Source organism: Aeromonas sp. 600282 (assembly GCF_049175755.1).
GTDB classification, from domain to species: Bacteria; Pseudomonadota; Gammaproteobacteria; order Enterobacterales; family Aeromonadaceae; genus Aeromonas; species Aeromonas veronii_A.
On the sequence record NZ_JAAKVR010000004.1, the window covers coordinates 124,215 to 150,332 of the forward strand.

Sequence of the window (26,118 nt, forward strand, 5' to 3'; positions counted from 1 at the left end):
GTTAATATTTCATACATTTAATCACTATTGATGGGCGGGCTTACATGAAAAAACTGTTCAGACGGTCGACGCCAAGCCGCCAGGTCGGGCTCTTGTTGGCCAATGACAGGATCATGCTGGCTGCAGTGGGCAATCCCCCCGTCTTCGCGACGCGCACCATCAACGGCCCACAGGAGTGGGCTGTGGCCATGAACGAGCTGTTCAGCCGTTATGGGCTGGCCAAGTCTAAAGTGCGGGTAGCCCTCGCCGCCAGCCTTTATCAACAGATCCAGATCGACAAGCCTGCCGTGCCTGACGCCGAGATGGCGGGGGCGCTCCCCTGGGCCATCAAGGACTATGTCAGCGAACCCGTGCTGCAACTGGCGATGGATTATGTGGACTTGCCCACCCCGCCTGCCGGTCGTCCGCGCATCAATGTGATCTGCCTGCCCAAGAGCCGGGTGCAACAGCTGGCCGATGCCATCAACGGCATCGCCACCCTGCAATCCATCATCAGCGACGAGCTGGCGCTCACCTCTCTCTATGAAGCGGATGACACTGTGCGCATGCTGCTGTGGCAGCCCAAGGGGCAGGATCTGCAACTGCTGGTCTTCCATCAGGGCGGGCTCTGCTTCTCCCGCCAGCTGCGCGGTTTCACCAGCCTGACCGGCGAACATGAGCCTGACGCCATGCTGCTCGATTCACTGGCGCTGGAGATCCAGCGCTCCCTCGACTATCTGGCGGGCCAGCTCAAATTGCCCGAGCTGGGGCAGATGCAGTTTGCCGTCGCTTCGCCCTTTATCGGTACCTTGGTGCGTCACATGGAGCAGACCTTCGGCTTTGCCGTCTCCGCCATGGCCAACAAGGCGGTGCTGGCCGGCGTCGAATACCTCTCGGCTTATGCTGCGGCATTGGGGGATGATCAATGAGAGTGTTATTCCCCCTTGCTGCCATGGTCAACAAGACAATGTTGCTGGCTGGCGTCGAATACCTTTCTGCCTACGCAGCCGCCATCGGGGAGGATGCGTGATGAAACGTCAGATAAATCTCTATGGTGCCGAGTTTCGTCCCAAGCGGCAGTGGGCCAGCCTCAATCAGATGGCGTTGGTATGGGGTGTTGCGCTGTTGCTGATCCTGCTGACGGCTATCGGTTACAGCTGGCAGCAGCAACAGGTCAGCCGGGCGCTAGCGCAACGCACCGCCGAGCTGGAGCTCAAGCGCAGCGAGGCCAGACGCCTCGATGCCGAGCTGGCGCGCCATCAGGCAGATCCCCGGCTGCAACAGCAACTGGTCAATAAACGGGATGAGCTGACCGCCAAGCAGGGGCTGATGCGTCAGCTCGGTAGCCTGTCTCTGCAAAAATCCCAGGGCTATGCCAGCGTGATGGCGGATCTCTCCCGCATTCGCAGCAGCAACCTCTCGTTGCAGCGCATCGAGATCAACGAAGGGCGGATCAACCTCTCCGGTTTTGCCGGACGCAGTCAGGATGTGCCGGCCTGGGTCAACCGCTTCAAGCAGACCCCGAGTCTGGTAGGCAAGGAGTTTGGTGAACTGACCCTCGGCCGTGACAAGGAGGGCCGTCTGACCTTCCAGTTGAGCGGCATTGCGCGGGAGAAACCCTGATGAATCTGAAAGCACAATGGCAGGCATGGGGCCAGCGTATCGCCGTGTTGAGCCAGCGGGAGCGGGTGTTGATCCTGCTGACCGGTCTGGTGCTGCTGGGCGCGGCCGGACTCTACGGCTGGATCGATGGCGCTGATACTCGCCTGCAGCAGGATCGCATGGCCCTGAGCGCCGCCGAGCGCGACCTCGAAATCATGGAGCTGGAGAACCTCGGCAAACAGGCTCGGCTCAAGCGGGATCCCAATCAGGGCGTTCGCGACCAGCTGGCGCAGGTCGAAGCGGATCTGGCCCGGATCGACGATGAGCTGAAGGCCCAGACCGTCGATCTGATCCCGGCGCACGAGATGCCGCAGGTGCTGGAGGCGCTGCTCTCCCGCTCCGCCAACCTTCACATGCTGGCGCTCAGTTCGCTGGAGCCGACCCCGCTGATGGCGGGAGAACAGAAGGTCAATCTCTACAAACATGGTATCCGGCTTCAGCTTGAAGGTGGCTATTTCGATGTTTATCAATATCTTAAAGCGCTGGAAGCCTTGCCGCGCCACTTTTACTGGAAGCAGTTCGACTACCGGGTCAAATCCTATCCCGGCGCGGTGGTGGAGATGGAGATCTACACCCTGAGTACCAGCAAGGAGTTTATCCGTGGCTAGAGTGTTTGCGTTGTGCTGTTGCCTGTTCAGCGTGCTGGTAAAGGCGGAGCAGGTCGAGGTATTGCAGGATCCCACCGCACCGCTGGCGGATGTGGCGATTGGCGCCCGTGCGACCGGCGAGAGCAACACCGGTTTACCGAAGCTGCAGAGTGTGGTGCTGGGCAATGGCCCGGCGCTGGCGGTGCTTAATGGCAAGAGTTATCGGGTCGGGCAACAGGTGGATGGCTATACGCTGGTGGCCATCACGGCAGATGCCGTGGTGCTGGAAAAGGCGGGCAAACGCCACGCGGTCACACTCTTTGCCAGCAAGATCCGGGTTTGAGTCGTGCTTGCCTTTCGAGAGGTGGAGCGGCTTTATCGAGTTTAATTGCAAGTCAGGGTGCTCTAATTACATGAAAAAACACCGTCTCTGTCTGATCACCATGGCCATGATGGCCGCAGGCTGTACCACGTATCAGCACCCCGAGCCGACCCAGGCCAAGGATGCTCTCAAACAGGCCATGAACGAACAGCAGAAGCAGGCTGCCCCGCTGACCGCCTTGCCCAAATCGGTGCAGAGTGAATTGCTGCAGCTGAACCGGCCGCAGATGCCGGTCGGCATGCCGGAGAAGCGGCTGCGCATCGCGGCTCACGACGTGGAGGCGGTGGAGTTTTTCGGTTCCCTGTTCAAGGGCTCCCGCTACAGCGTGGCGGTTCATCCCGGGGTGGCCGGGCTGGTCTCGGTCGAGCTCAAGGATGTGACCCTGCCGGAGGTGCTGGCGGTGGTAGGTGACATGTATGGCTTCGACGTGCAGCGCAAGGGCAATGTCTTCCACATCTATCCGGCGGGTCTGCGCACCGAAACCATTCCGGTCAACTATCTGATGATGTCCCGCCGTGGCCTATCCCGCACCTCGGTCAGCACCGGCGGGGTGACTGCCAATGACAACAACAATGGCAGCAATAACAGCAGTTTCGACAGCGCGTCCAACAACAGCGGCAGCAACAGCTCCTCCAGCAACAACTCGAGCGGTGACAACAGCAACGGTACCCGGATCGAGACTGACACCAACAGCGACTACTGGACCGATCTGCGCGACTCCCTGCAGACCCTGATTGGCACGGGTGATGGTCGCGCCGTGATCACCAGCCCGCAGGCGGGTCTGGTCACTATTCGCGCCTATCCGAAGGAGCTCAAGGCGGTACGTGAATTCCTCAATCAATCCGAGAGTCACCTCAAGCGCCAGGTGGTGCTGGAGGCGCGGATCATCGAAGTCGCCCTCAACGAAGGGTATGAGCAGGGGGTTGACTGGAGCGGTCTCTCCGCCAGTTGGGATGGCGGCAAGGGTATTACCGGCGGCCAGTCACTTGCCAAGACCCAGCTGCCCACCACCCCCAACCAGATCTTCAGTGCGCTGGGCGGCGGCGCCGGTTTCACGATCTCTGATGGCAACTTCGAGGTGGCGGTCAACCTGCTCAAGACCCAGGGCGATGTGAATACCCTCTCCAGCCCGAGGGTCACTGCGACCAACAACCAGAAGGCGGTGATCAAGGTGGGGACGGACGAATATTTCGTCACCAATGCCTCGACCACTACGGTGACCTCGACCGGCACGGCCGAACCTATCGTGACCCCCAATGTGGAGCTGACCCCCTTCTTCTCCGGTATTGCGCTGGACGTAACGCCGCAAATCGATGAAGAGGGCAAGGTGCTGCTCCATATCCACCCTTCCGTTATCGACACAGAAGAGCAGAAGAAGACCATCAACGTCGGTACCGCCAAACCGCTGGAGCTGCCGCTCGCCAAGAGCTCGATCCGCGAGTCCGATACCGTGGTGCAGGCCAATAACGGCGACATTATCGTCATCGGTGGTCTGATGAAGACCGACAAGCAGGAGATCGTCAGCAAGGTGCCGCTGCTGGGAGATATTCCCTGGGTGGGCGAAGCCTTTACCAATCGTCGCGAGAGCACCAAGAAGGTGGAGCTGGTGATCATGCTCAAACCGACCGTGGTGGAGAAAGATACCTGGCAAAACGAGCTGCAGCGTTCCGCAGATCTGCTCGACAAGTGGTATCCGGCGAAGGGGTAAGCCATGAGCTGGCGATTGGCATCTTTCCATTCCGCCGTACTGCGGGCCGAGGCTCGCGGTCGCAGGTTCCCCGTACTGGCTGGTGAGCGCCCATGTACCTGAGCCACTTCGGCCTGCAGGAGGCGCCGTTCGGCCTCACCCCCAATACCGGCTTCTACTACGGCCTGCCCCCTCACGAGGAGGCGCAACAGGTGCTCAATTGGGCGCTGGCGCAAGGGGAGGGATTTATCAAGGTGACCGGCGAGGTGGGTACCGGCAAGACCCTGCTCTGCCGAAAACTGCTGAGCGAGCTGGGCTCGGAAGAGTGCCCGGTGCGGCTCGCCTGGTTGCCCAATCCCCACCTCAGCCCGGCCGAGCTGCGCACAGCGCTGGCGCTGGAACTGGGGTTGTCGGTGCGGGAGCAGAGTGAGCTGGATCTTACCGATCGCATCCATCGTCACCTGATCAGCCTGCACCAGCAGGGCAGTCGGGTGGTGGTGCTGATCGATGAGGCCCAGGCGCTGCCTGACGAGACTCTGGAGGCGATTCGCCTGTTTGGCAATCTCGAGACCGAATCGAGCAAGCTGCTGCAGATTGTGCTGTTCGGCCAGCCGGAGCTGGATATCAGACTGGCCAGGCCCCACCTGCGCCAACTGCGCCAGCGGATCGGCTTTTCATACTGCCTGCGCCCGCTGCGCTTTGACGAGACCCGCGCCTATCTGGAGCACAGATTGCAGGTCTCCGGCTACCGCGGGGCACCACTGTTTGCCGGCCGCGCCATGCGGATGCTGTGGCGGGCCTCGCGAGGGATCCCGAGACTTATCAACATCCTGGCGCACAAGTGCCTGATGCTGGCCTACGGTCAGGGGAGGCGCCGGATCGATAGCCGTCTGGTGAGGCTCGCCATTCGCGATACCGACGATGCCAGCCGCTTTGCGCCATTGCGCTGGTGGCCCCTGTTACTGTTACTGTTGCTGGGGTGCGCCCTGGCTTATGGAGTCTGGCCATGAGCGTTATCAACCAGATGCTGAAAGATCTGGATCGGCGCCAGCAAGGCGCCGAGGGAACTGCCGTCTATATTGCCCCTGCGCGCCAGCAGGGGTGGTGGATGTTGCTGCTGACCCTGATCTGTGGTCTGGCATTGGGGATCCTCGGTTGGCGCACCTGGATCTACTGGCAGCAGACACACCCTGTCGTCGCCGCCAGCGAAGTGGTGGTTCCCGATGTGGTGACACGGGCCGCCGAGCCAGTCAATCCGCCCGAGCCGGTCGAGGTGGCGGCTGCGCTGCCGTTGCCGGGTGGGGATGAGAGAGTGGCTGATACCGCTGGCGGGCAGGTAGAGGGAGAGATGGCCGATGGTGCCCCCTTTGATGCCTCCAGCGATGTTGACGATTCGGAGCCGACCGATGAAGAGCTGCAGCCCGAGCTCTACGCCGAACTGGCGGCAGAGCAGCAGGCTGTCGCCAGCGCCCCGCGTAAACCGGGCATATTGAAGATCGAGACGGTCGAGCTGTCGGCCAAGGAGCTGGCGGCACTGGCGGAGCGCAAGGCGACGACCGCCATGGCCAAGGGAAGCCTGCGGGATGCGCAGGACAACTACTATCAGGTGCTGGCCCACGATCCCTATAACCAGGGGGCGCGCGAGCAACTGGCGGGGTTGCTCTACGGCGAGGGGCGCCTGACCGAGGCGCGCCAGCTGCTGGAGGAGGGGATCCGGCTCGATCCCCAACAGGCCGATTTTCGTCTGCTGCTGGCCCGTCTTGCCATCAACGAGGGGCAGCAACAGCAGGCGCTTGGCTGGTTGTCCGGTTATCAACCTGATCTTGCCAGCAACCTGGACTATTACGCCACTTGGGCGGGTCTGACCCAGGAGCTGGGTCAAAATGCCGATGCGGCGGCGCTCTATGTGAAGCTGCTGCGCCAGCAGCCGGATCAGGGCCGCTGGTGGCTTGGTCTCGGTGTCGCCGAGGATGGTCAGGGGCACAGCCAGCGGGCACTCGATGCCTATCGCAACGCCCTGCTGCACGGCAATCTCGGCGAGGCGTCGACCAACTGGCTGGAACAACGAATTGGCCAACTAACCCCTTGATAAACGCAGATTCGATGATCGAAGACTCATCGGATGCGGCAACGGGTGTGAAGTAACAGATATCGGAGCAAACATGGCACAACCCAGACTGAAAATGCGCCTCGGCGACCTGCTGGTCCAGGAGCAGATCATCTCTGATGATCAGTTGCAGCTTGCCTTGCAGCAGCAGCGTCAGACCGGACGCAAACTGGGTACCACTCTGATTGACCTCGGCTTTATCAGCGAGGTACAGCTGCTGCAGTTCCTCGCTCGCCAGCTGGATGTGCCCTTCTTCGATCTCAATAACCTCACCATTGACGCCGCCGCGGTGCCGTTGCTGCCCGAAGTGCAGGCGCGCCGTTATCGGGCGCTGGCAGTCAACCTCACCGACAACAAGGTGACGGTGGCGATGTCGGATCCGGCGGACTTGAGTGCGCTGGATGCCATCGCCGCCCTGCTGAGCCCGCGGGAGATGGTGCTGGCGGTCGCGCGGGAAGGGCAGTTGCTGGACTATTTTGACCGCCTCTATCGCCGTACCCGCGAGATTGAGAGCTTCGCCGAACAGCTGCAGGAGGAGTATCAGGACTCCGGCTTCGAGTTGGGTTCAGGTAATCTGGGGGCCAATGACGAGGGGGAGGCGACGGTGGCCAAGCTGCTGCGCTCCCTGTTCGAGGATGCGGTGCAGGTGGGAGCGTCGGATATCCACATCGAGCCGGACGAGAAGGTGCTGCGCATTCGCCAGCGGATCGACGGCATCCTCCACGAGAATATCCTCAACGAGGTGCGCATCGCCCAGGCGCTGGTGCTGCGTCTCAAGCTGGTGGCCGGGCTCGATATCTCCGAGAAGCGCTTGCCGCAGGATGGCCGTTTCAATATGAAGGTGCGCGGCCGTGATGTGGATGTGCGGATGTCCACCATGCCGGTGCAGTATGGCGAGTCTGTGGTGATGCGTCTGCTGGATCAATCCTCCGGCATCCTGTCGCTGACCGAGACCGGCATGCCGCCGGAGATCCTGACCCGCTTCCGGCGCCAGCTCAAGCGACCCCACGGTATGATCCTGGTGACGGGGCCGACCGGCAGCGGCAAGACCACCACCCTCTACGGCGCTCTCTCCGAGCTCAACCAGGCCAGCCAGAAGATCATCACGGTGGAAGATCCGGTGGAATACCGGCTGCCCAGGGTCAATCAGGTACAGGTCAATCCCAAGATCGGGCTCACCTTCTCCCACGTGCTGCGCTCCACCCTGCGTCAGGATCCGGACATCCTGCTGGTGGGCGAGATGCGGGACAACGAAACGGTGGAGATCGGTCTGCGCGGCGCCATCACCGGTCACCTGGTGCTGACCACGCTGCACACCAACGATGCGGTGACCAGCGCCCTGCGCCTCATCGACATGGGGGCTCCCGGCTATCTGGTGGCGAGCGCGCTGCGGGCCGTGGTGGCCCAGCGGTTGGTGCGGCGGGTGTGCGAGCACTGTGTCGAGGAGAAGGCGCCGGATGAAGGCCAGGCCACTTGGTTGACCGTGCTCTCCGGCGAAGCGCCGGGCCAGCACGTCTATCACAAGGGGCGCGGCTGCCAGAGCTGCAACTTTACCGGCTATGCCGGCCGGATCGGGGTGTACGAGCTGCTGGAGCTGGATCAACCCATGATGGACTCCCTGCGCCGCAACGACGCCGAGGGGTTTGCCAAGGCGGCCCGTCAGCACCCGCACTACCGGCCGCTGGCGCTGACCGCGCTCGATTACGCCCGCCAGGGGATCACCTCGGTGGACGAGGTGCTGCGGCTGGCGGAGGACCTGGGGTAAGTGATGACCAACTTCATCGGCAATGAACGTGGCCGGCTGGCGCGAGGCACCCCATGAGCAGCTTCGCCTACAAGGGGCGCGACAGCCAGGGCAATGCCGTCAGCGGGGTGGTGGAAGCGGCCAACGAGATGGCTGCGGCCGAGCAGCTGATGCGCCGCGGCGTGATGCCGACCGAGCTGAAACCCGGCAAGGCGAAGGCGGCCGCCCTCGACTGGTCGCTCTTGCTGGAGCGGGGCGTGCGGCTGGACGAGCTGGTGGTGTTCAGCCGCCAGATGTATGCCCTGACCCGGGCCGGCATCCCCATCCTGCGCGCCATCGCCGGGCTGGAGGAGAGCGCCCACAGCAAGCCGCTCAAGCGTGCGTTGCACGCGCTGGGAGAGGATCTGGGCAACGGCCGGCCGCTGTCGAGCTCGATGCAGGCCCACCCCAGGGTGTTCAGCAGCCTGTTCGTGGCCATCATCCACGTGGGGGAGAACACGGGTCAGCTGGAAGAGGCGTTCTTGCAGCTTGCCAACTATTTCGAGCTGGAGCTGGAAACCCGCAAGCGGATCAAGACCGCCATGCGCTACCCCAGCTTCGTGATGATCGCCATCGGTATCGCCATGGTGATCCTCAATATCATGGTGATCCCGGTGTTTGCCGGCATGTTCGCCAAATTCGGGGTGGAGTTGCCGCTGGCGACCCGCATTCTGCTCGCCACCTCGCACTTTTTTGTCAACTACTGGTGGCTGCTGCTCGCTATTCTGGCGGGGATGGTGTTCGGTTGGCGCCGCTGGGTCGCCACCACCAAGGGCAAGCTGACCTGGCACCGCTGGCAGCTCAAGTTGCCGATTGTCGGCACCATCATAGAGCGCTCCCTGTTGGCCCGTTTCGCCCGCAGCTTCTCCATGATGCTCAAGGCCGGGGTGCCGCTCAACACGGCTCTGAGTCTGGTGGCCGATGCGGTGGACAACGCCTGGATGGCGGGCCGGATCCGCGACATGCGGGCCGGCATCGAGCGGGGCGAGAGCCTGCTGCGCACCGCCGGCAGCAGCGGCCTGTTCACCCCGCTGGTGATGCAGATGATCGCGGTGGGGGAAGAGACAGGCCAGGTCGATGATCTGCTGCACGAGGCGGCCGAGTATTACGAGCGGGAGGTGGACTATGACCTCAAGAGCCTCACCGCCCGGATCGAGCCGATCCTGATCGGGATCGTGGCGGTCATGGTATTGATCCTGGCGCTGGGTATCTTCACGCCGATGTGGGACATGATGCGGGCCGTAAGAGGCAAGTAACCCCGTATCTTCACGCCAGAATGGTGGGACATGATGCGAGCGGGATGTGAGTGGTTCGTAGCAAGTAACTCGGCATCTTCACACCTGAGTGGCTGGGCATGATGAGCGTCGTAAGAGGCAATAGGGCGAGGGAGTCGAGGAGTGGATGAACAGACAGACACAACAGGATGATCGCTGGCTGGCCGGATATCGGCGGATCGCCGTGATAATGCTGTTGATGGTGATCGTCACGACCCTGGTGCGCAGCTATCAGATCAACCGGGAGGAGGCGCAACAGCTTTCGCTCACCCTGCTGGGGGAGCAATTTGCGGAGCGGGCACAGCGTTTGCACGGGATCTGGCTGAATGAGCGGCGCCCCGACACCCTGCATAGCGCGGGTCATGGTTGGCAATTTGATGAGCGTGGCTGGCCACTCGGACTGTTGCCCCTGCAATCACCATCAGAAAATTGTCGTCAGTTGTGGCTGGCGTTGGTGGGAGAGACGGAGGGGGGCATGCCACCCTTGCAGTTTCTGGCCCGCCCCGATGGCAGCGGGTGCGAGATGGGGTGGGATGGTTATTGGCTGGTTTATCTGTTTTCCGACGGGCGAGTGATTAAAAAGCCTTGAATGAGGCTAATCATATGACCCAACTACATGATTTTTTTAGGTCTGCATGAAATAATATCGGCCATTACCAAGGGAGCATGAAAATGAAACCAATGGCACCATCAATGCCAAATAACGGGATGACAAGAGTGACCGCCGGCTTCTCCCTGATTGAGCTGGTGATCGTTATCGTGATCCTGGGGATCCTGGCGGTAACAGCGTTGCCCCGTTTTCTGGATGTAACCGACGAGGCGAAAAAGGCCAGCGTCGAGGGCGTCTCGGGTGGTTTTGCAACAGGAGTGTCGCTAGTGCGGGCCCAGTGGGAAGCGGAAGGGCGCGCCAAACAGGATAGCCTCAATACCGTGCTCTATGACGGCAGCCGCTTCTATCTGACCACGCCGACCGATGCCCAGATCAGCAACGGCGAGTTGTCTCCCGGCTATCCCATGGATACTGCGGCCAGCGGCAATCCGGATGTGGATCCGGCCAATCTGAGCGCAGAGCGTTGTCTCAAGATTTGGGAGGGGTTGCTGCAAAACCCGCCCAAGGCTACGGCCAACTTCAATGAAGTACGCGGTAGCGGCAATGACCTGAAATACTATGCCACTGTGAGCAGTAATGGACTGGATTCGGTCTGTCGTTACTATCTGGTCAATAGTTTGAGTAAGGGCAGCGATGGCAAGTATCAGGATCCGCAAGGCAGTACTGATGCATTCATGAGTTTCAGTTACCGTCCGGCGTCCGGTCAGGTGACTACCAACATCAATTGACAGAGGAAAGTGAAATGAAAAAACAGGCGGGTTTTACCCTGATCGAACTGGTTATCGTGATCATTATTCTGGGTATTCTGGCGGTCACCGCTGCACCCAAGTTCCTGAATCTGCAGGATGATGCGCGTAAAGCAGCTGCTGATGGGGTCAAAGCATCACTACAGAGTGCGGCTCAGATGATTTACAGTAAGGCGGCTATCCAAGGTATTGAAAACTCTTCTGCGGCAGTCTCTGTTGCTGGCACTACCGTCGATGCCAAGTATGGCTATCCGACAGTAGGTACCATTGCAAACGCCGTTACTTTAGATGGGTGGGATGAAGTATCTGCATCCAAAGGGACCTTCAAGCCCAAGGCGGCTGGCAATAACGCTAATTGCCAAGTTAAATACAATGAGGCCACTTCAGCCGCTGCATTCAGTGTTGATGTGACAGGTTGTAGCAACTGATTGAATTATCAAGCGAGGCTTTGGCCTCGCTTTCTTCTTTCCCCCTATGAGAAAAACCATGCCTGCAACCAAGGGCTTTACCCTGATTGAACTGGTTGTGGTGATCCTGTTACTCGGGATTCTCGCCGCCTTTGTCGTGCCCAAATGGCTGGGCAAAGGCGGCGTTGAAACTCAAACTGTGCGTGATGAACTGCTGACCCGTCTACGGTTGGTACAGACCGTCAATATGCATGAGCCTGCCAACCGCTGTACCCTGCTGGTGGTCGCCTCTCCCCGTTTTGCCCACCGTACTTATGCGGCGTGTCCCGCCAGCGATGATCTGGGCAGTGGTTGGACCGATAACCTGCGCACCCGTGGTCGGCTGGTGACCGCCTCTGACGGAATCACGCTTTCCCTGAACAGCAACAGAAGCTTCGTACTCCGCTTCGATCAGATGGGCAGACCGCTAGGCAACTGTGCCAACGGTTGTACCTTGCTGGTGAGTGATGGTCGCGAAACCAGCCGCATCCAGATTGAGTCTGAGGGGTATATCCATGAGATCCCTTAAGCGCGGCTTTACCCTGATTGAGCTGATCGTTGGCATAGTGCTGCTGGCGGTGGCCTTGACCGGCATATTGGGGTTACTCATCAATCAGGCGCCGCAGGCGGTAGACCCGGTGCAGCAGGTACGCGCCGCCCAGCTGGCCCAGCGCCTCTCCGGCGAGATCCTGCAAAAGTCGTTTGATGAACATTCGGATCATAATGGTGGCCGTTATCGTTGTGGCGAGCAGGTGGCGGGGGTGAACATAGCTCCCTGCTCCGGCAGTTATGGCCCCGATGGTGAGCCGGCTCCCTACGCCTATAACGATGTGGATGACTTCGATACTGCGGGAAACTGGCGGGATGCCAGCTTGTTTACCCAGACGGCGGCGGGGATCAGCGGCGAGGAGTATCGCAACTATCAGGTCAGGATTGCGGTCAGCGCCGTCGATTTTAGCGATGGCACCTTCAAGAGTTGTACCGCACCCTGTTCTGTGGGCAAGCGGATTGATCTGCAGATCAAGCTGCCGGATGAGAGCGTACTCGACTTCTCCTTCTACCGGGGGAACTACTGATGAATCGTTCCGCTGTCGGGGGTTGCCTGCCTGTCCGAAAGTCCGCTCCTGTAACCACTTCCGGCTTCCGATTATGTCTGGCGGCTAGTCGAACTTACCGTAAACCTGGGGGTAACAGTGGCTTTACCCTGGTCGAGCTGGTGATGGTGATCCTGCTGCTGGGCATCATGGCGACATTTACCAGCCAGTTTATCGGCATCGGCAGCCAGATCTATGGTGATGCCAGCAGTCGTGAACAGTTGATGAGCGATGCCCGTTTCGCCATGGAGCGGCTTAACCGCGAACTGCGCGATGCGGTGCCAGGATCGGAGCGGATCGAGACGCTTGATGGTACCTGGGTTGACTCGGGGGCTTGCCTGCGGTTCTGGCCTATCAGCACCTCCAGCCGCTATCTGGCGCTTAACCGTGCCATGTCGGGGAGCACGGCCACCCTTGAGCTGGTGATGGCGACCCCGGCTTCTGCTGCCAGCCCGTCGAGTGCAGATCCGTTAGCCGTCGGCAAAGGTGACTGGATGATCGTTTTCCCGGTACCTGACCCAAGTGCAGGGTCGCTGCTGAGCAATTGTGAATATGGCCGCTGTGTGGCCAGGGTTGCTGATGTGCTGGCGCCCGTCTCCGGCGCACAAACGATCCGCTATACCAATAGCGAGAGTCTGGCTGGCCTCTCTCCCGGTAGCCGTGTCTACTTTGCCAATCAACAGGTACGTTATTGCGTTGATGGGGGCACCCTCACTCGTGCCAGTGCCGCAATCGGTGCTCCTTTACCTGCGCAAGGCGTGCTGATGGCAGAGTCGCTCCGCGCTGGCGGTTTCTATCGGGAAACATCGGCATTCAACGCGGAAGGGGAGTTTGGCATGCGGTTCTTGTTCGAACGCAAGGGGGAGTCGGTCACCTTCAACCACAAGATAGAGGTGTTCAATGTGCCCTGATCCACAGGCTTTCGGACGGATGCGAGGCAGTGCCTTGATGATCGCCCTGTTTGTGATTGTGGTGATGGCGCTGCTGGCGGCTGCAATGGGCCGTTTTCTGGTCGATAGCGGCGAGAAAAATACCGTGGAGGTGCGCAGCGTGCGGGCTCTGCTGGCCGCCCAGAGCGGGCTGGAGATTGCTCTGTATCAGCTGTTTCCGAACCGGCCTGCTGCGCCATCTCCCCAGGATCGTTGTGACTGGATCAGCCCGACCCCCTCGTTCACCGGCGTTACCGGTCTGGTGCAGTGCCAAGTTGCTGTGCGTTGCACTCAGGTTCCGGTGACCTATAACGGTGCCGTGACTAATGGCTATCGTCTCGAGAGTGTCGGAACCTGTGGTTCCTCTGAACTGGATAGTGCGAGTCCCGATTTTGCCGTGAGCAGAACTCTGATGCTTGAAGCGTATGACGGAGGCGGACAATGAAATGGGTATGGGCGCTTGCCCTCTTTACTGGCCATGTCTGGGCCTTCGACCCTATCGACACAGGCACGCTCTTTCCGGATGTGGTGCAAGGGCATCATGGCAACAACAATAACGTTTGCCATCAGATTAGCGGCTACCAGCTTAGCCAACTCAACAACGCCAAGATCAACGGTTCCGGCGGTTTGCCTCTCAACTTCTGCTCCATCCAGCCGGATCAGAACAATACGCCGCGCTGCGATGATGGTACTGGCGGCTACATGGTTTGTAGCGTTACTGGCAAAGATATCCGCGGGCTGTCCCTGAGCGGGAATAATGCTTTTCCCGCCATCACCTCCAATTCGACCCAGCTCTGTTCGTTCGGTGCGCAAACGGCTTCCAGTACCTCTTATGGTGCGATGACGGTAGAAAACTGCACTATGACGTTCCCCAGCCGCAGCACCTACCTGATCAAGACGCTGACAGTGCGCAACAACGCGATCCTGGTGCTGGGGGAGGGGGATTACTTCATCGACAAGCTGATTCTGGACAGCGGTACCATCCGTCTCTCAGGCAGTGGCACCACCCGGATTTTCGTCAATCAGGATGTCAAGCTGGTCAATACGGTCAATATCAATGCCAATAATCAGGGCAGTCTCATCTGGGTTAACTATAACGACATGGTGATCGACAACCGCACCACGTTTTATGGTTATCTCTATGCCGATGGGAAGCTCACCATGAACAATAATGCCACCGTCTATGGCAGGGTGACGGCCCGCTATCTGGCCATGGATGCCCAGTCCAGCATCAATGAAGCGGTACTTCCGCCGATGCTGACCTGTTTTGTCGACGGTTTCGAAAGCAGCCAGATCAACCCCGACAGTTGGGTCGTGGCTCAGCGCAACAACAGCACATTGCCATCGGTGCAGAATGGTCGCCTGCGTCTCACCCAGAACGTCACCAACCAGGCCACGTCGGCCACTTTCCAGCGCCTCTTCCCCGGTGCAGGTAACCTGGTGACGGTCGAGTTCGATCAATACGCCTACAAGACTTCCGGCACAAGCGGGGCGGATGGCATGGCGGTGGTGCTCTCGGATGCCACCCTGACGCCACAACCTGGTGCATTTGGTGGCCCCCTGGGATACGGTTTCAAGACCGGGATCAGTGGTTTTGCGGGCGGCTGGCTTGGTGTCGGGATCGACGAATACGGCAACTACGCCAATGAGGGGGGGTCTTATAATATCGGCTCCCGACCGCAGGCCGTCTCTATTCGCGGATCCGGCTCCGGTACCTCCGGTTACCGCTACCTGGCCGGAACCGCCAGCAATCTCAACCCGACCGTCGACAGCGGTACCAACAGCAATCGCCCCCACCGCTATCGCATTACGGTCGACTCTCGCACGGCGGGCAACTCGGTGGCCACCGTCGAACGGGATAGCGGTGACGGGTTTCGTACGCTCGTTGGTCCAATCAACATGACGAGCCAGACCGGCCAAGCGACAGTACCGGGCAACTTCCTGCTGTCATTGACTGGGTCCACCGGGTCGGTGACCAACTTCCACGAGATCGATAACGTGCGGATCTGTGCGCTGCGTTCCAGTCCAGTGGGCACCCAGATCGATCATTTCGAATTCGATCACAGCGGCAATGCGCTGACCTGCAACCCTGAAACCCTGACCATTCGGGCCTGTGCCAATGCCGACTGCAGCCTGTTGGTGACCGAACCCGTGACTGCCACCCTGCAACCCGCAACGAGTAGCAGCGGTGGTTGGGTGGGAGGCAATCAAGTGAGCTTCAGCGGAGGAACCACCACGCTGGCGCTGCGACAGAATACCGCCGGTACGGTGACCGTCGGGGTCAGCGGCTCGACGCCCTCGACCAAACCGTTGAGTACCACCCTGTGCCGGGTTGGCGGTGGCGCCAAGAGTGCGGCTGCCTGTACGCTCACCTTTGCCGACAGCGGATTTATCTTCGACGTGCCCGACACCTACTCGAACCAGCCGCAGACGGTGACCATCAAGGCGGTCAAAAAGAGCGATGTGACCAAGCAGTGTGTGCCGGGGTTTGCCAGCCAGAGCAAGAGCGTCAAGTTCTGGAGCAGCTATATCACCCCCACCAGTAACCCCTATAACAGCCAGATGAGCGTCAACAGCAGTACGATTGGTGCCAGTCAGGGGGCTGCAACGCCGCTCTCCCTCGTATTCGATGCGCAGGGGCAGTCGAGCATAACGGTTAAGTACCCGGATGCGGGCAAGGTGCAACTGGATGCTCGTTATGATGGTACTGGCAGTGAAGCCGGTCTGGTGATGCTAGGCGCGGATCAGTTTGTGGCTCGCCCGGTCGGTCTGTGCATCACGCCCCCGCAAGGGGTCTGCGCGGCAGGTGACAGCAGCTGTCCGGTATTCAAAAAAGCGGGGGAAACGTTCCAGGTAGATATCAAGGCGATGGCCTGGGAATCCGCCAATGATGGGGATATCTGCGTAGGGAATCAGACTACGCCCAACTTTGCCCTGCCCAATATTGCTCTGGGCAGTACGCTGGTGGCACCCAATCCGGGCACTAATGCAACGCTGGGTACTACCACCTATAACCATGTTGCTGCGGCCAACAGTATCAATAGCGTTAGCCAGACTGTGAGCGAGGTGGGAGTATTCCGGATGACGGCGACGCCGCCAGTCAATGGCTACTTCAATTACACCATCCCATCAACCCAGAGCCAGCCGGTGGGGCGTTTTATTCCTGCCGACTTCAATCTGGTGAGCGGCGACATAGTGCCAGCCTGCAATGCGTTCTCCTATATGGGGCAGCCCTTTGGCGTCATGCTGGATGTGCTGGCTCGTAATACGATGGGCGTACAGACCCGAAACTATACGGGGCCCTTTGCCAAGGGCGAAGCCTATCTCTCGGTTGCCAATGATAAGGATGGTAAATCCCTGTCGAGCCGCTTGCGCAGTCTGCAGCCGCTGCCATGGCTCGATGGCCGTGCGGCCTTGACTACCGGTAGCAGCGAGTTTGTGCGCCTCTCTGGCACGCAACCGGATGGTCCCTACAACTCTTTGTTGTTTGGTCTGTATATGAGGGATAACGATGGCGACAGAACGCTGATTGCCAGCCCGAATTTCAATGATGCCGTGGTAGGTAACTGCAGTGGCAGCGGCTGTAATGCCCGTCAGATAGACAGTGTGCCTATGAAAGCCTATTTTGGCCGCCTGCAGGCGGGCACGGCGGCGGGTCTGGCCTCGGCACCGCTGGCCATTCCACTGCAGATGCAATATTACGAAGGGGGCAACTGGCTGCAAAACAAGGAAGATCAATGTACCCAGTTCTCTTTGGCCAATCAGGGGTTCACTTTCCTCAATCCGAGTCACACCTTTGATGCGGCGACTCGCGAGCTGAATCTGGGGGCAGGTCGCAAGATCAAGCTGGGATTGGGCAGTTCGGCACCGGGTGGGGATGCTGCACTGGCGAAAGACGGGGAGATCCTGTTCCACTTTGCCAAGCCGGACATCTCGGTGCGCATCCCCTACAAGGTCGAATTGGCAAAACAGCCATCATCGCCACTCTGGTTGTCTGACCCAACGAGTGCCAATGACGGCAACCTGCAAGGTGAGGCCATTTTCGGCTCCAGCCGGGGTAATGACAGAATTATTTATCGGCGCGAAGTATTGCAGTAATTGATGTGTAAGGGGGGTTGGCTCAACAGCATCCCCCTAAATCCTTGTTTATTAGTGTTTGCAAGCGTGTGCGAGTGAGTGATGACTCGCATTTTTGTCGCGCCTGATTGATTGGCGACAGTTTGAGCGCTTGCCCATTGGGGTGGGCATTGGTAAAGTTAGCCGGTTTTCTGCACCTCCAAATTCTTAGGATTTCCCGTAGCCATGTTCAAAAAGCTCAGAGGCGTCTTTTCCAACGATCTGTCGATCGATTTGGGAACTGCCAACACCCTGATCTATGTAAAAGATCAAGGGATCGTCCTTAACGAACCCTCAGTTGTCGCCATTCGCCAAGAGCGCGGGAACGCCAAATCGGTCGCTGCTGTCGGTCATGCCGCCAAGCAGATGCTGGGCCGTACCCCGGGCAACATTTCCGCAATCCGCCCGATGAAAGATGGCGTGATCGCCGATTTCTACGTGACCGAGAAGATGCTGCAGCACTTCATCAAGCAGGTTCACGACAACAACTATTTCCGCCCCAGCCCGCGTGTGCTGGTGTGTGTACCGTGCGGTTCAACCCAGGTTGAGCGTCGCGCCATCAAGGAGTCCGCACTGGGCGCCGGTGCCCGCGAGGTCTACCTGATCGATGAGCCTATGGCTGCTGCCATCGGTGCCGGCCTGCCGGTATCCGAAGCGACCGGTTCCATGGTGGTTGATATCGGTGGTGGTACCACTGAAGTGGCCATCATCTCCCTGAACGGTGTGGTCTACTCCCAGTCAGTCCGTATCGGTGGCGACAAGTTTGACGAAGCGATCATCAGCTACGTCCGTCGCAACTACGGCAGCCTGATCGGTGAAGCGACTGCCGAGCGTATCAAGCACGAGATCGGCTCCGCCTATCCGGGCGAAGAGGTGCGCGAGATCGAAGTCCGTGGTCGCAACCTGGCTGAAGGTGTACCGCGCAGTTTCACCCTCAACTCCAACGAAATCCTGGAAGCGCTGCAAGAGCCGCTGTCCGGTATCGTGGCCGCCGTCATGGTGGCGCTGGAGCAGTCTCCGCCGGAACTGGCTTCCGACATCTCCGAGCGCGGCATGGTGCTGACCGGTGGTGGCGCTCTGCTGAAAGATATCGACCGTCTGCTGATGGAAGAGACCGGCATTCCTGTCGTCGTGGCCGAAGATCCCCTCACCTGTGTGGCCCGTGGCGGCGGCAAGGCGCTGGAGCTGATCGATATGCACGGTGGCGATCTGTTCCACTACGAATAAGACCCAAAGCCGGCCAGCGTGCCGGCTCTTTTTTGACGACCCATGAAACCCATTTTTGGTAGAGGCCCTTCGCTTCAGTTACGGTTGTTTCTCGCCGTCATCATCTCCATCGCTGCCATCGTCGCGGATTCCCGCTTCGGTGTGTTTACCCATGTCCGCGTCTACCTCAGTTCGTTAGTCAGTCCCCTGCAATACATGGCCAATGCGCCCGGTACCCTGCTCGACACCATGTCGACCCAGGTGCAGACCCGTGCCGATCTCATCGAGCAGACCAAGCAGCAGGAGCAACAGCTGTTTACCCTGCGCTCTCGCCTGCTCAAGATGGATCATCTGGAGCACGAGAACCAGCGTCTGCGCGAGCTGCTGGGTTCACCGGTGCACAAAGAGTCCCGCAAGATGGTGGCTGAGCTGCTGTCGGTGGATTCCGACCCCTTCAGCCATCAGGTGCTGATCAACAAGGGGGCGCTGGATGGCGTCTATAACGGTCAGGCGGTGATCAACGATCAGGGGGTGATTGGTCAGGTGCTCCACGTGGGCTCCACCACCAGTCGCGTGCTGCTGATCACCGACTCCAGCCACGGTATTCCGGTGCGGGTGCTGCGCAACGACTTGCGCGCCATCGCCTCCGGCAGTGGCGAGCTCGACAAGCTGGAGCTGCGCAACCTGCCGCGCAACACCGATATTCAGGTGGGGGATCTGCTGGTCACCTCGGGTCTGGGTGGCCGTTTCCCGGAAGGTTATCCGGTGGCGACCGTGACCCGATCCGAATATGTGGAGGGCAAGCCCTTCGCCCAGGTCGAGGCCAAGCCGCTGGTAGAGCTGGATCGGCTGCGTTATCTGCTGCTGCTGTGGACCGACAAGAAACCCGAAGTACATGATGATGAGAATGGCGAACGGGTGGCAACGGCTGCCTCCGCCGCAGGAGCCACTCGCTGATGCTGCAACCTGCCAGCGGCAGGATCTGGATCTGGATCTGGATTTCGATCCTGCTGGCTTTGAGCCTGTCGATCCTGCCGCTTCCTTTCGAATTTGATCCATTTCGTCCGGACTGGCTGGCCATGGTGCTCATTTACTGGGCACTGGCGTTGCCGCACCGGACCAACGTCGGCACCGCCTGGGTGGCCGGCCTGCTGCTGGATGTGCTGCTTGGCAGCACCCTCGGCGTGCGGGCCATGGCGATGGCCATCACCACCTATCTGGCAGCATTCCAGTTCCAGAAGATCCGCAACTTCTCCCTCTGGCAGCAGGCCCTGATCATCGGTGGGCTGTCGCTGGTAGGCAAGCTGACGGTGTTCTGGGCCGAACACCTGTTTAGCCGGGCCAGCCTCAACTTCGCCTACTTTTGGTCGACGTTGACGACGATGCTAATATGGCCCTGGGTGTTTCTGGTGTTGCGCAAAGTGCGGCGCCGCTTCAATATCAGGTAAATATGAGCAAAAACAACGAACTGCAACTCTATCTTGCATCGGGTTCCCCCCGTCGTCGCGAACTGTTGGCCCAGCTTGGCTATCGTTTTGATGTGCTGAAACTGGATGTGCCGGAGCAACGGGAAGAGGGGGAGAAACCGCAGGATTATGTCTGCCGTCTCGCCCGCGACAAGGCGATGGCTGGTGTGGCGTGTGCGCCGACGGCGTTGCCGGTGTTGGGTGCCGACACCATAGTGGTGCTGGGGGATCGGGTGCTGGAGAAACCGTCCGATCTGCTCGATGCCAAGGATATGCTGGAGGCACTCTCCGGCAAGGTACATCAGGTGATGACCGCGGTGGCGCTGGCCACCCCCGAGCGCTGCGATGTGCGACTGGTCACCACCAACGTGGCGTTTCGCAAGCTGGACGAGGCCGAGATTGAGGCCTACTGGCAAACCGGAGAGCCCTGTGACAAGGCCGGGGCCTACGGCATTCAGGGGATTGCCGGCAAGTTTGTCAGCCGCATCGAAGGCAGCTATAGCGCCGTGGTCGGCCTGCCGCTGCTGGAGACGGATCTATTGATCAAGCAGCATCTGGAACAACACAAGTAATTTTCCGTCAGCTGTGCTCTGCTGCGTTCTTCCTTGCGCGCGTTGTACCGGATTGGCTGTATAAGAATTCAAAACTGGAACAGGCAAGGTTACTTATGTCGGTAGAACTGCTGGTTAACGTTACCCCCTCCGAAACCCGGGTCGCTCTGGTCGAAAACGGTCTGCTGCAGGAAGTGCATGTAGAGCGTCAGGCCAAACGCGGCATTGTCGGCAACATCTACAAAGGCAAGATCAGCCGGGTGCTCCCGGGCATGCAGGCGGCTTTCGTCGATATCGGTATGGACAAGGCGGCCTTTTTACACGCCTCCGATATTGTGCCCCATACCGAGTGTGTGGCTGTGAAGGAGAAGGAGCAGTTCCAGGTCGGCAATATCGCCGAGCTGGTGCGTCAGGGGCAGGACATCATGGTGCAGGTGGTGAAAGACCCGCTGGGTACCAAGGGTGCCCGTCTCACCACCGATATCACCTTGCCTTCCCGCTATCTGGTCTTTATGCCGGGCAGCGCTCACGTCGGCGTCTCCCAGCGAATCGAGTCCGAAGCGGAGCGGGAGCGCCTCAAGCGCACCGTGGCAGGTTATGTGGATGAACTAGGCGGCTACATCATCCGCACCGCCGCCGAAGGGGTGGGGGAGCAGGAGCTGGAGCAGGATGCCGCCTTCCTCAAGCGGCTGTGGCGCAAGATCCTCGAGCGCAAGCAGAAGTATCCCCCCTGCAAGATCCTCTACGAGGATCCCAGTCTGGCATTCCGGGTGGTGCGCGATTTCGTCGGCGCAGAACTCGACAAGATCCGCGTCGACTCCCGCCAGAGCTTCGATCAGCTCAAGCGCTTCACCGAAGAGTACGTGCCGGAGCTGGCCAGCAAACTGGAGTACTACCCCGGCGAGTCGCCCATCTTCGATCTCTACGACGTGGAGAACGAGATCCAGCGGGCGCTGGAGCGCAAGGTGGAGCTGAAATCCGGTGGCTACCTCATCATCGACCAGACCGAAGCCATGACCACGGTGGATATCAACACCGGCGCCTTTGTCGGCCATCGTAATCTGGAAGAGACCATCTTCAATACCAACGTCGAGGCGACGGCAGCCATCGCTCGTCATCTGCGCCTGCGCAACCTCGGTGGCATCATCATCATCGACTTCATCGACATGCAGTCGGAAGATCACCGCCGCCGGGTGCTGCACAGTCTGGAGCAGGCGCTGTCCAAGGATCGCGCCAAGACCAACGTCAACGGTTTCTCCCAGCTGGGCCTGGTGGAGATGACCCGCAAGCGCACCCGAGAGAGTCTGGAGCATGTGCTCTGCTCCGAGTGCCCCGAGTGCAAGGGACGCGGCCGGGTCAAGACGGTGGAGTCGGTCTGCTTCGAGATCCTGCGGGAGATCATCCGGGTCAACCGTGCCTACGATGCAGATCAGTTCACCGTCTACGCAGCCCCTGCCGTAGCCGACTATCTCCATGGCGAGGAGTCCCACAGTCTTGCGGAGCTGGAAGTGTTTATCGGCAAGCAGGTGCGGGTGGTGAGCGAGCCTCTCTGCGGCCAGGAGCAGTTCGACGTGGTGATGATGTAATTGGTCTATCGCTGGCTGAGTCGGGGCTGGTTAGCCCTGGGGGTCCTGTTCGTACTGCTGGCCATGCTGGTCACCCTGGTGCGGGTCGGGGGCCCTTTGCTGAATCAGTATCGAGAGAGCCTTATCCACACTCTGCTCGGCGATTCGCAAATCAAGGTCAGCGTCGATCAAATTGGACTGAGCTGGACACAGTCAGGCCCGGCCCTCGAACTGCAACAGCTCGCCGTTGCCCCCGACTCCAAACGCTATACCGTCAAGCTCGGCAAGGCCTGGGTGCATCTCGACTTCTGGCGCACTATTAACGAGCTAAAGCCGGTGTTTGGCGAGCTGATCCTCAGCGATGGCGATATCACCCTCGACTTGCGCCAACCGGCTGACGACAGCCCTTCCGGCGATCCCCAGCAGGGCGCCCTGCTGCGCTTTCTGCTGACCCAGCTCTCCACCTTTGACATCCATAACACCCGGCTCAATGTCACCACCGCACTGGGAGACATGCGAGCACTCGATATTGCCCAACTGCGCTGGCAGAATCGTGGCAAGCGCCATCAGGGGGTCGGTAAGGCCTATCTCATCAACGGGGTAGGCGAGAGCACCCTGGACCTGATACTCGATGTAGATACGCCACAAGATCGGCTCGATCGCCTCAAGGGGCAGCTCTATCTGGGTGCCCGCCAGCTCGATATTACCCCGACCCTCGCCAGGATCCATGCGGGCGAACCCAAGGTTGCCGGTCAGCTCGACTTCCAGCTCTGGAGCGAGTTTGACAGTGGCAAGCTGGGCAATACTCTGCTGGCGTTTGGCAACAACTACCTGATCTGGAAGGATCCCAAGAAAGGGGAGATGCACCGCTTCGGTCTCGATGGTGGCAAGATCCAGCTGCGCCGTGACGGCACTGACTGGCAACTGGCTAGCCACAACGTCACCTTCAAGCTGGATGGCAAACCCTGGTTGCAGAGCCGCTTGCAACTGGAACGGATCGGGGATCGGGTGCAGGGCTATCTGCCCAGTATTGAGTTCGACAAGATCACCCAGATCAGTCAGCTGGTCTCGGCGCTCTACCCCACACTCTGCGAGACCCTGCGCCAGACCAATCCGCAGGGGGCGGTGCAGGATCTGACGCTGCTGGCCAATGCCGACTGGCAGGATCTCTCCTTCAGTGGCCGCTTCAGCAAGGTGCGCCTCAAGGCCTGGCAAGATATACCCGGAATGCAGGATCTCAACGGCGAGTTCTGGCTTACCCCGACCGGCGGTAGCGCCAGATTGGCGCTGGCGAATGACAAGGTGGATCCCGCCCGTCACTTCAAGATGCCGATCCCGGTCGACAACTTCTCGGCCCGCCTCGACTGGTGGCGCGAGGAACAGGGCTGGGTGCTCTACGGGCAGGATATCGCGCTGGATAACCCGGATCTGACCCTGGCCAGCCGTTTCCGCCTCGATCTGTTCGAGCACCCTTTCCTCGCCCTGACCGGCCGCATCGATGTGAAGAATGCGGGCCATGCGGATCGCTACTTCCCGCTGCAGGCGATGGACAAGGGGCTGGTGGATTACCTGAGTGGCGCCATCAAGGGAGGCAAGGCCAAGGGGGCCGACCTGCTCTGGTATGGGGAGTTTCGGGATTTCCCCTACGACAATGGCAAGGGCATCTTCCAGGTGGCGGTGCCGCTGGAGCAGGCCACCTACGAGTTCTTCCCCGGTTGGCAACCGCTTACCGATCTGCAGATCGATCTCTTGTTCCAGAATGCCGGTCTCGATATGCGCAGCCGATCCACCAAACTCGGCAAGGCGAGCTCCGACTCGGTGCATGCCTGGATCCCGGATCTCTCCCCCGGCGCCCACCTCTATGTGGATGCCAAGGTGCAGGGGGAGGGCAAGGCCATCAGCGACTACCTGCAGGACTCCCCGCTGGGCAGTTCGGTAGGTCAGGCGCTGCGGGAGATCGAGATCCGCGGCCCGATGGCAGGATCGGTCAAGCTCGATATTCCTCTCGATGGCGAGAGCGAGGTGAAGGCGAGTGGCGATGCCACCTTCAGCAACAACAAGGTGCGGGTCGCCAGTCTGGATCTGCCGCTGGAGAAGGTCGAGGGGCGCCTCGAATATGACAACGAACAGACCCGTTTCAGTAACCTCAAGGCGAGTTTGTGGAACCAGCCGCTGACCCTCGACTATCAGGGGCGCCAGCATCCGGATCACTATCAGGTCGACCTCGATTTCAAGGGGCAGTGGGATAGCCGCCGCCAACCCGCCGCCATCTCCTCGTACGGTATCCTCAACGGCCGCAGCAACTGGGGCGGCAAGCTCGGGTTGACCTTGCCCGAGAGCAAGCCATTCAGCTTCCAGCTGGCGCTCGACTCCAACCTGCAGGGGATGGGGCTGGATCTGCCGCTGCCTCTGGCCAAGAGCAGAGCCAGCCGGCTGCCGCTCAAGGTGATCGCCCGTGGCCGGGATGGCAGCGCCGACATTCGCGCCGTGCTTGGGGCTGATGTGGATATGCAGACCCGACTGGTTTACGGCGAAGGGGTGCCTTATCTCAGCCGGGTGCGGGTCGATGTGGGACAGCCGGGTGCCCGGGTGCTGCGCGATGCCCCCATGCTGCTTGCCATCAACCAGCAGGAGGCTGACGTTGGCAGCTGGCTGGCACGACTCAAGCAGTGGCTGCCAGCGCAGAACCAGACCGGCAATGCGGTGGTTGGACCGGCCTTCTTGCCGCAGGAGTGGTGGGTGGATGGGCAGCTGGCTCGCGCCTATATCGGCAGTGCCACCCTCAAGGCGGTACGTTTCACCGTGGGGCCGACCAATCAGGCGACCGAGGTGATGATCGACAGCCCCGACGTGATGGGGGTGATCCGCCAGCCCGCAGTAGCCAATCGCCCGGTAGACGCCAAGTTTGCCCGCATCTTCTGGTCCGGCAAGAGTTCGGATCTCAGTCCGGATCCCGATGCCAGGCAGGATAACGCCATCATGGCCTCCATCCCCTGGCTGACATTCAGCTGCGTCGATTGCCGCTTTGGCGCATTGCCGCTCGGCGAAGTGAAAGGGGAGCTGGTGCCCGGCGCCAACAAGGTGACCCTCAAGGGACTGGATATGCGGCTGGCAGGTAGTCAGCTCACCGGCAGCGTCGACTGGCTGGCCGATGGCAATCGGATGGAGACCCGCGCCCGTGGCAAGCTGACTAGCAACAACAGCGAGCTGCTGCTCAAGCGGCTCGGCTACACCTCCCCCATCGGCGATGCCCCCGGCTCCCTCGCTTTTGATCTGAACTGGCAGGATGTGCCCTATCGCCCGAGCCTGCCGACTCTGGGGGGCAGTGCCAACTATCAGCTGGAGGGCGGCACCCTGCGCGAGGTCAACGACAAGGGAGCACGGCTGCTCTCCCTGCTCAGTCTCGACTCCCTGCTGCGCAAGCTGCGCCTCGATTTTCGCGATGTGTTCGACAAGGGTTTCTACTTCGAATCCATGTCTGCTTCTGCCACCATCAAGCAGGGGCAGGTCAGCAACAATGATTTCTATATGAAGGGGGCGGCAGGCAATCTGCGCGGCGAGGGGATCGCCGATTTGGTGCGCTGGCGGCTCGACTACGAGCTGAGCTTTTCCCCGAATCTGGGTGGCACCCTGCCGGTGGTGGCGGCCTTTTCCATCACGCCGATCACGGGTCTCTATGTGCTGGCCCTCTCCAAACTGCTGGAGCCGGTGGTGGATGTGGTGACCCGCATCGATTTTCGCATCTCGGGCCCGCTCGACGCACCCAAGCTGATCGAGGCGGGACGAGATCGCGCGCGCATCAAGCTCAACCAGCAGCAGAAAGAGGCGGTTGACGCCGTTGCCCCCGGCCTGCCGACCCAAGAGGTGACCCCTTTCCTGCTGAGCCCTAAACACGCGGGGCCCGCTCAGCGCTGAACGAGCGGCCCGG

General features: G+C 60.2%; 23 protein-coding genes. All 23 read left to right on the plus strand.

The annotated features are described in order from the left end of the window. The first annotated feature begins 44 nt into the window (after positions 1-44). The 23 genes from G5137_RS06135 (at position 45) to G5137_RS06245 (ending at position 26,105) form a co-directional block, all read left to right on the plus strand. On the plus strand, positions 45-908 hold the full coding sequence (locus tag G5137_RS06135) for an MSHA biogenesis protein MshI (protein ID WP_421205609.1): 864 nt from the start codon (positions 45-47) through the stop codon (positions 906-908). Positions 909-1,008: 100 nt separating this feature from the next. Beyond that, the gene (locus G5137_RS06140) at positions 1,009-1,602 is read left to right on the plus strand and encodes a PilN domain-containing protein (RefSeq protein WP_421231344.1); all 594 of its coding nucleotides are present in this window, start codon (positions 1,009-1,011) and stop codon (positions 1,600-1,602) included. Then, positions 1,602-2,249: a type 4a pilus biogenesis protein PilO gene (gene pilO, locus G5137_RS06145; protein ID WP_421231345.1), complete on the plus strand. Its 648-nt coding sequence runs from the start codon at positions 1,602-1,604 to the stop codon at positions 2,247-2,249. Before G5137_RS06140 ends, pilO begins: the two co-directional genes overlap by 1 nt. Further along, positions 2,242-2,571 carry a SctD/MshK family protein gene (locus G5137_RS06150; RefSeq protein ID WP_106844136.1) on the plus strand — a complete coding sequence of 110 codons (330 nt, stop codon included), beginning with the start codon at positions 2,242-2,244 and terminating at the stop codon, positions 2,569-2,571. Before pilO ends, G5137_RS06150 begins: the two co-directional genes overlap by 8 nt. Before the next feature lie 70 nt (positions 2,572-2,641). Further along, complete coding sequence (gene mshL / locus G5137_RS06155) at positions 2,642-4,318, plus strand: pilus (MSHA type) biogenesis protein MshL (RefSeq protein WP_216952745.1); 1,677 nt, start codon at positions 2,642-2,644, stop codon at positions 4,316-4,318. A gap of 92 nt (positions 4,319-4,410) precedes the next feature. Then, the gene (locus G5137_RS06160) at positions 4,411-5,307 is read left to right on the plus strand and encodes an ExeA family protein (RefSeq protein WP_216952746.1); all 897 of its coding nucleotides are present in this window, start codon (positions 4,411-4,413) and stop codon (positions 5,305-5,307) included. Beyond that, the gene (locus tag G5137_RS06165) at positions 5,304-6,386 is read left to right on the plus strand and encodes a tetratricopeptide repeat protein (protein ID WP_181281662.1); all 1,083 of its coding nucleotides are present in this window, start codon (positions 5,304-5,306) and stop codon (positions 6,384-6,386) included. The genes G5137_RS06160 and G5137_RS06165 overlap by 4 nt, the downstream gene beginning before the upstream one ends. A 73-nt stretch (positions 6,387-6,459) precedes the next feature. Continuing rightward, positions 6,460-8,169, plus strand: coding sequence for an MSHA fimbrial ATPase MshE (gene mshE, locus G5137_RS06170; protein ID WP_421255071.1), 1,710 nt, complete (start codon positions 6,460-6,462; stop codon positions 8,167-8,169). 53 nt (positions 8,170-8,222) lie between these two features. Beyond that, the gene (mshG, locus tag G5137_RS06175) at positions 8,223-9,443 is read left to right on the plus strand and encodes an MSHA fimbrial biogenesis protein MshG (protein ID WP_421255072.1); all 1,221 of its coding nucleotides are present in this window, start codon (positions 8,223-8,225) and stop codon (positions 9,441-9,443) included. Between the two features lie 145 nt (positions 9,444-9,588). Then, positions 9,589-10,050 (plus strand): hypothetical protein, encoded by a 462-nt coding sequence (locus G5137_RS06180; RefSeq protein ID WP_216979622.1) that lies wholly within the window; start codon positions 9,589-9,591, stop codon positions 10,048-10,050. A gap of 77 nt (positions 10,051-10,127) precedes the next feature. Then, entirely contained in the window at positions 10,128-10,799 is a 672-nt protein-coding gene (locus G5137_RS06185) for a prepilin-type N-terminal cleavage/methylation domain-containing protein (RefSeq protein WP_106844142.1), read from the plus strand. A 14-nt stretch (positions 10,800-10,813) separates the two neighbouring features. After that, positions 10,814-11,245 carry a prepilin-type N-terminal cleavage/methylation domain-containing protein gene (locus G5137_RS06190; protein ID WP_319920144.1) on the plus strand — a complete coding sequence of 144 codons (432 nt, stop codon included), beginning with the start codon at positions 10,814-10,816 and terminating at the stop codon, positions 11,243-11,245. Between the two features lie 58 nt (positions 11,246-11,303). Beyond that, entirely contained in the window at positions 11,304-11,792 is a 489-nt protein-coding gene (locus tag G5137_RS06195) for a type II secretion system protein (RefSeq protein WP_421249446.1), read from the plus strand. Further along, positions 11,779-12,339 carry a type IV pilus modification PilV family protein gene (locus tag G5137_RS06200; RefSeq protein WP_421255073.1) on the plus strand — a complete coding sequence of 187 codons (561 nt, stop codon included), beginning with the start codon at positions 11,779-11,781 and terminating at the stop codon, positions 12,337-12,339. Before G5137_RS06195 ends, G5137_RS06200 begins: the two co-directional genes overlap by 14 nt. Next, the gene (locus tag G5137_RS06205) at positions 12,339-13,268 is read left to right on the plus strand and encodes a PilW family protein (RefSeq protein ID WP_421249448.1); all 930 of its coding nucleotides are present in this window, start codon (positions 12,339-12,341) and stop codon (positions 13,266-13,268) included. Before G5137_RS06200 ends, G5137_RS06205 begins: the two co-directional genes overlap by 1 nt. Then, positions 13,258-13,731, plus strand: coding sequence for an MSHA biogenesis protein MshP (locus G5137_RS06210; protein WP_421249449.1), 474 nt, complete (start codon positions 13,258-13,260; stop codon positions 13,729-13,731). Before G5137_RS06205 ends, G5137_RS06210 begins: the two co-directional genes overlap by 11 nt. Next, complete coding sequence (locus G5137_RS06215; protein ID WP_421255074.1) at positions 13,728-17,384, plus strand: DUF6701 domain-containing protein; 3,657 nt, start codon at positions 13,728-13,730, stop codon at positions 17,382-17,384. The genes G5137_RS06210 and G5137_RS06215 overlap by 4 nt, the downstream gene beginning before the upstream one ends. Positions 17,385-17,588: 204 nt before the next feature. Further along, positions 17,589-18,629: a rod shape-determining protein gene (locus tag G5137_RS06220; RefSeq protein ID WP_005340051.1), complete on the plus strand. Its 1,041-nt coding sequence runs from the start codon at positions 17,589-17,591 to the stop codon at positions 18,627-18,629. Positions 18,630-18,671: 42 nt separating this feature from the next. Next, the gene (gene mreC, locus G5137_RS06225) at positions 18,672-19,565 is read left to right on the plus strand and encodes a rod shape-determining protein MreC (RefSeq protein WP_005342907.1); all 894 of its coding nucleotides are present in this window, start codon (positions 18,672-18,674) and stop codon (positions 19,563-19,565) included. Continuing rightward, positions 19,565-20,056, plus strand: coding sequence for a rod shape-determining protein MreD (mreD, locus tag G5137_RS06230; RefSeq protein WP_421255075.1), 492 nt, complete (start codon positions 19,565-19,567; stop codon positions 20,054-20,056). The genes mreC and mreD overlap by 1 nt, the downstream gene beginning before the upstream one ends. A 2-nt stretch (positions 20,057-20,058) precedes the next feature. After that, on the plus strand, positions 20,059-20,646 hold the full coding sequence (locus G5137_RS06235; RefSeq protein ID WP_005342909.1) for a Maf family protein: 588 nt from the start codon (positions 20,059-20,061) through the stop codon (positions 20,644-20,646). Between the two features lie 95 nt (positions 20,647-20,741). Next, complete coding sequence (gene rng, locus G5137_RS06240; protein ID WP_005340056.1) at positions 20,742-22,211, plus strand: ribonuclease G; 1,470 nt, start codon at positions 20,742-20,744, stop codon at positions 22,209-22,211. Next, positions 22,212-26,105: a YhdP family protein gene (locus G5137_RS06245; RefSeq protein ID WP_421255076.1), complete on the plus strand. Its 3,894-nt coding sequence runs from the start codon at positions 22,212-22,214 to the stop codon at positions 26,103-26,105. The last annotated feature ends 13 nt before the right edge of the window (positions 26,106-26,118 follow it).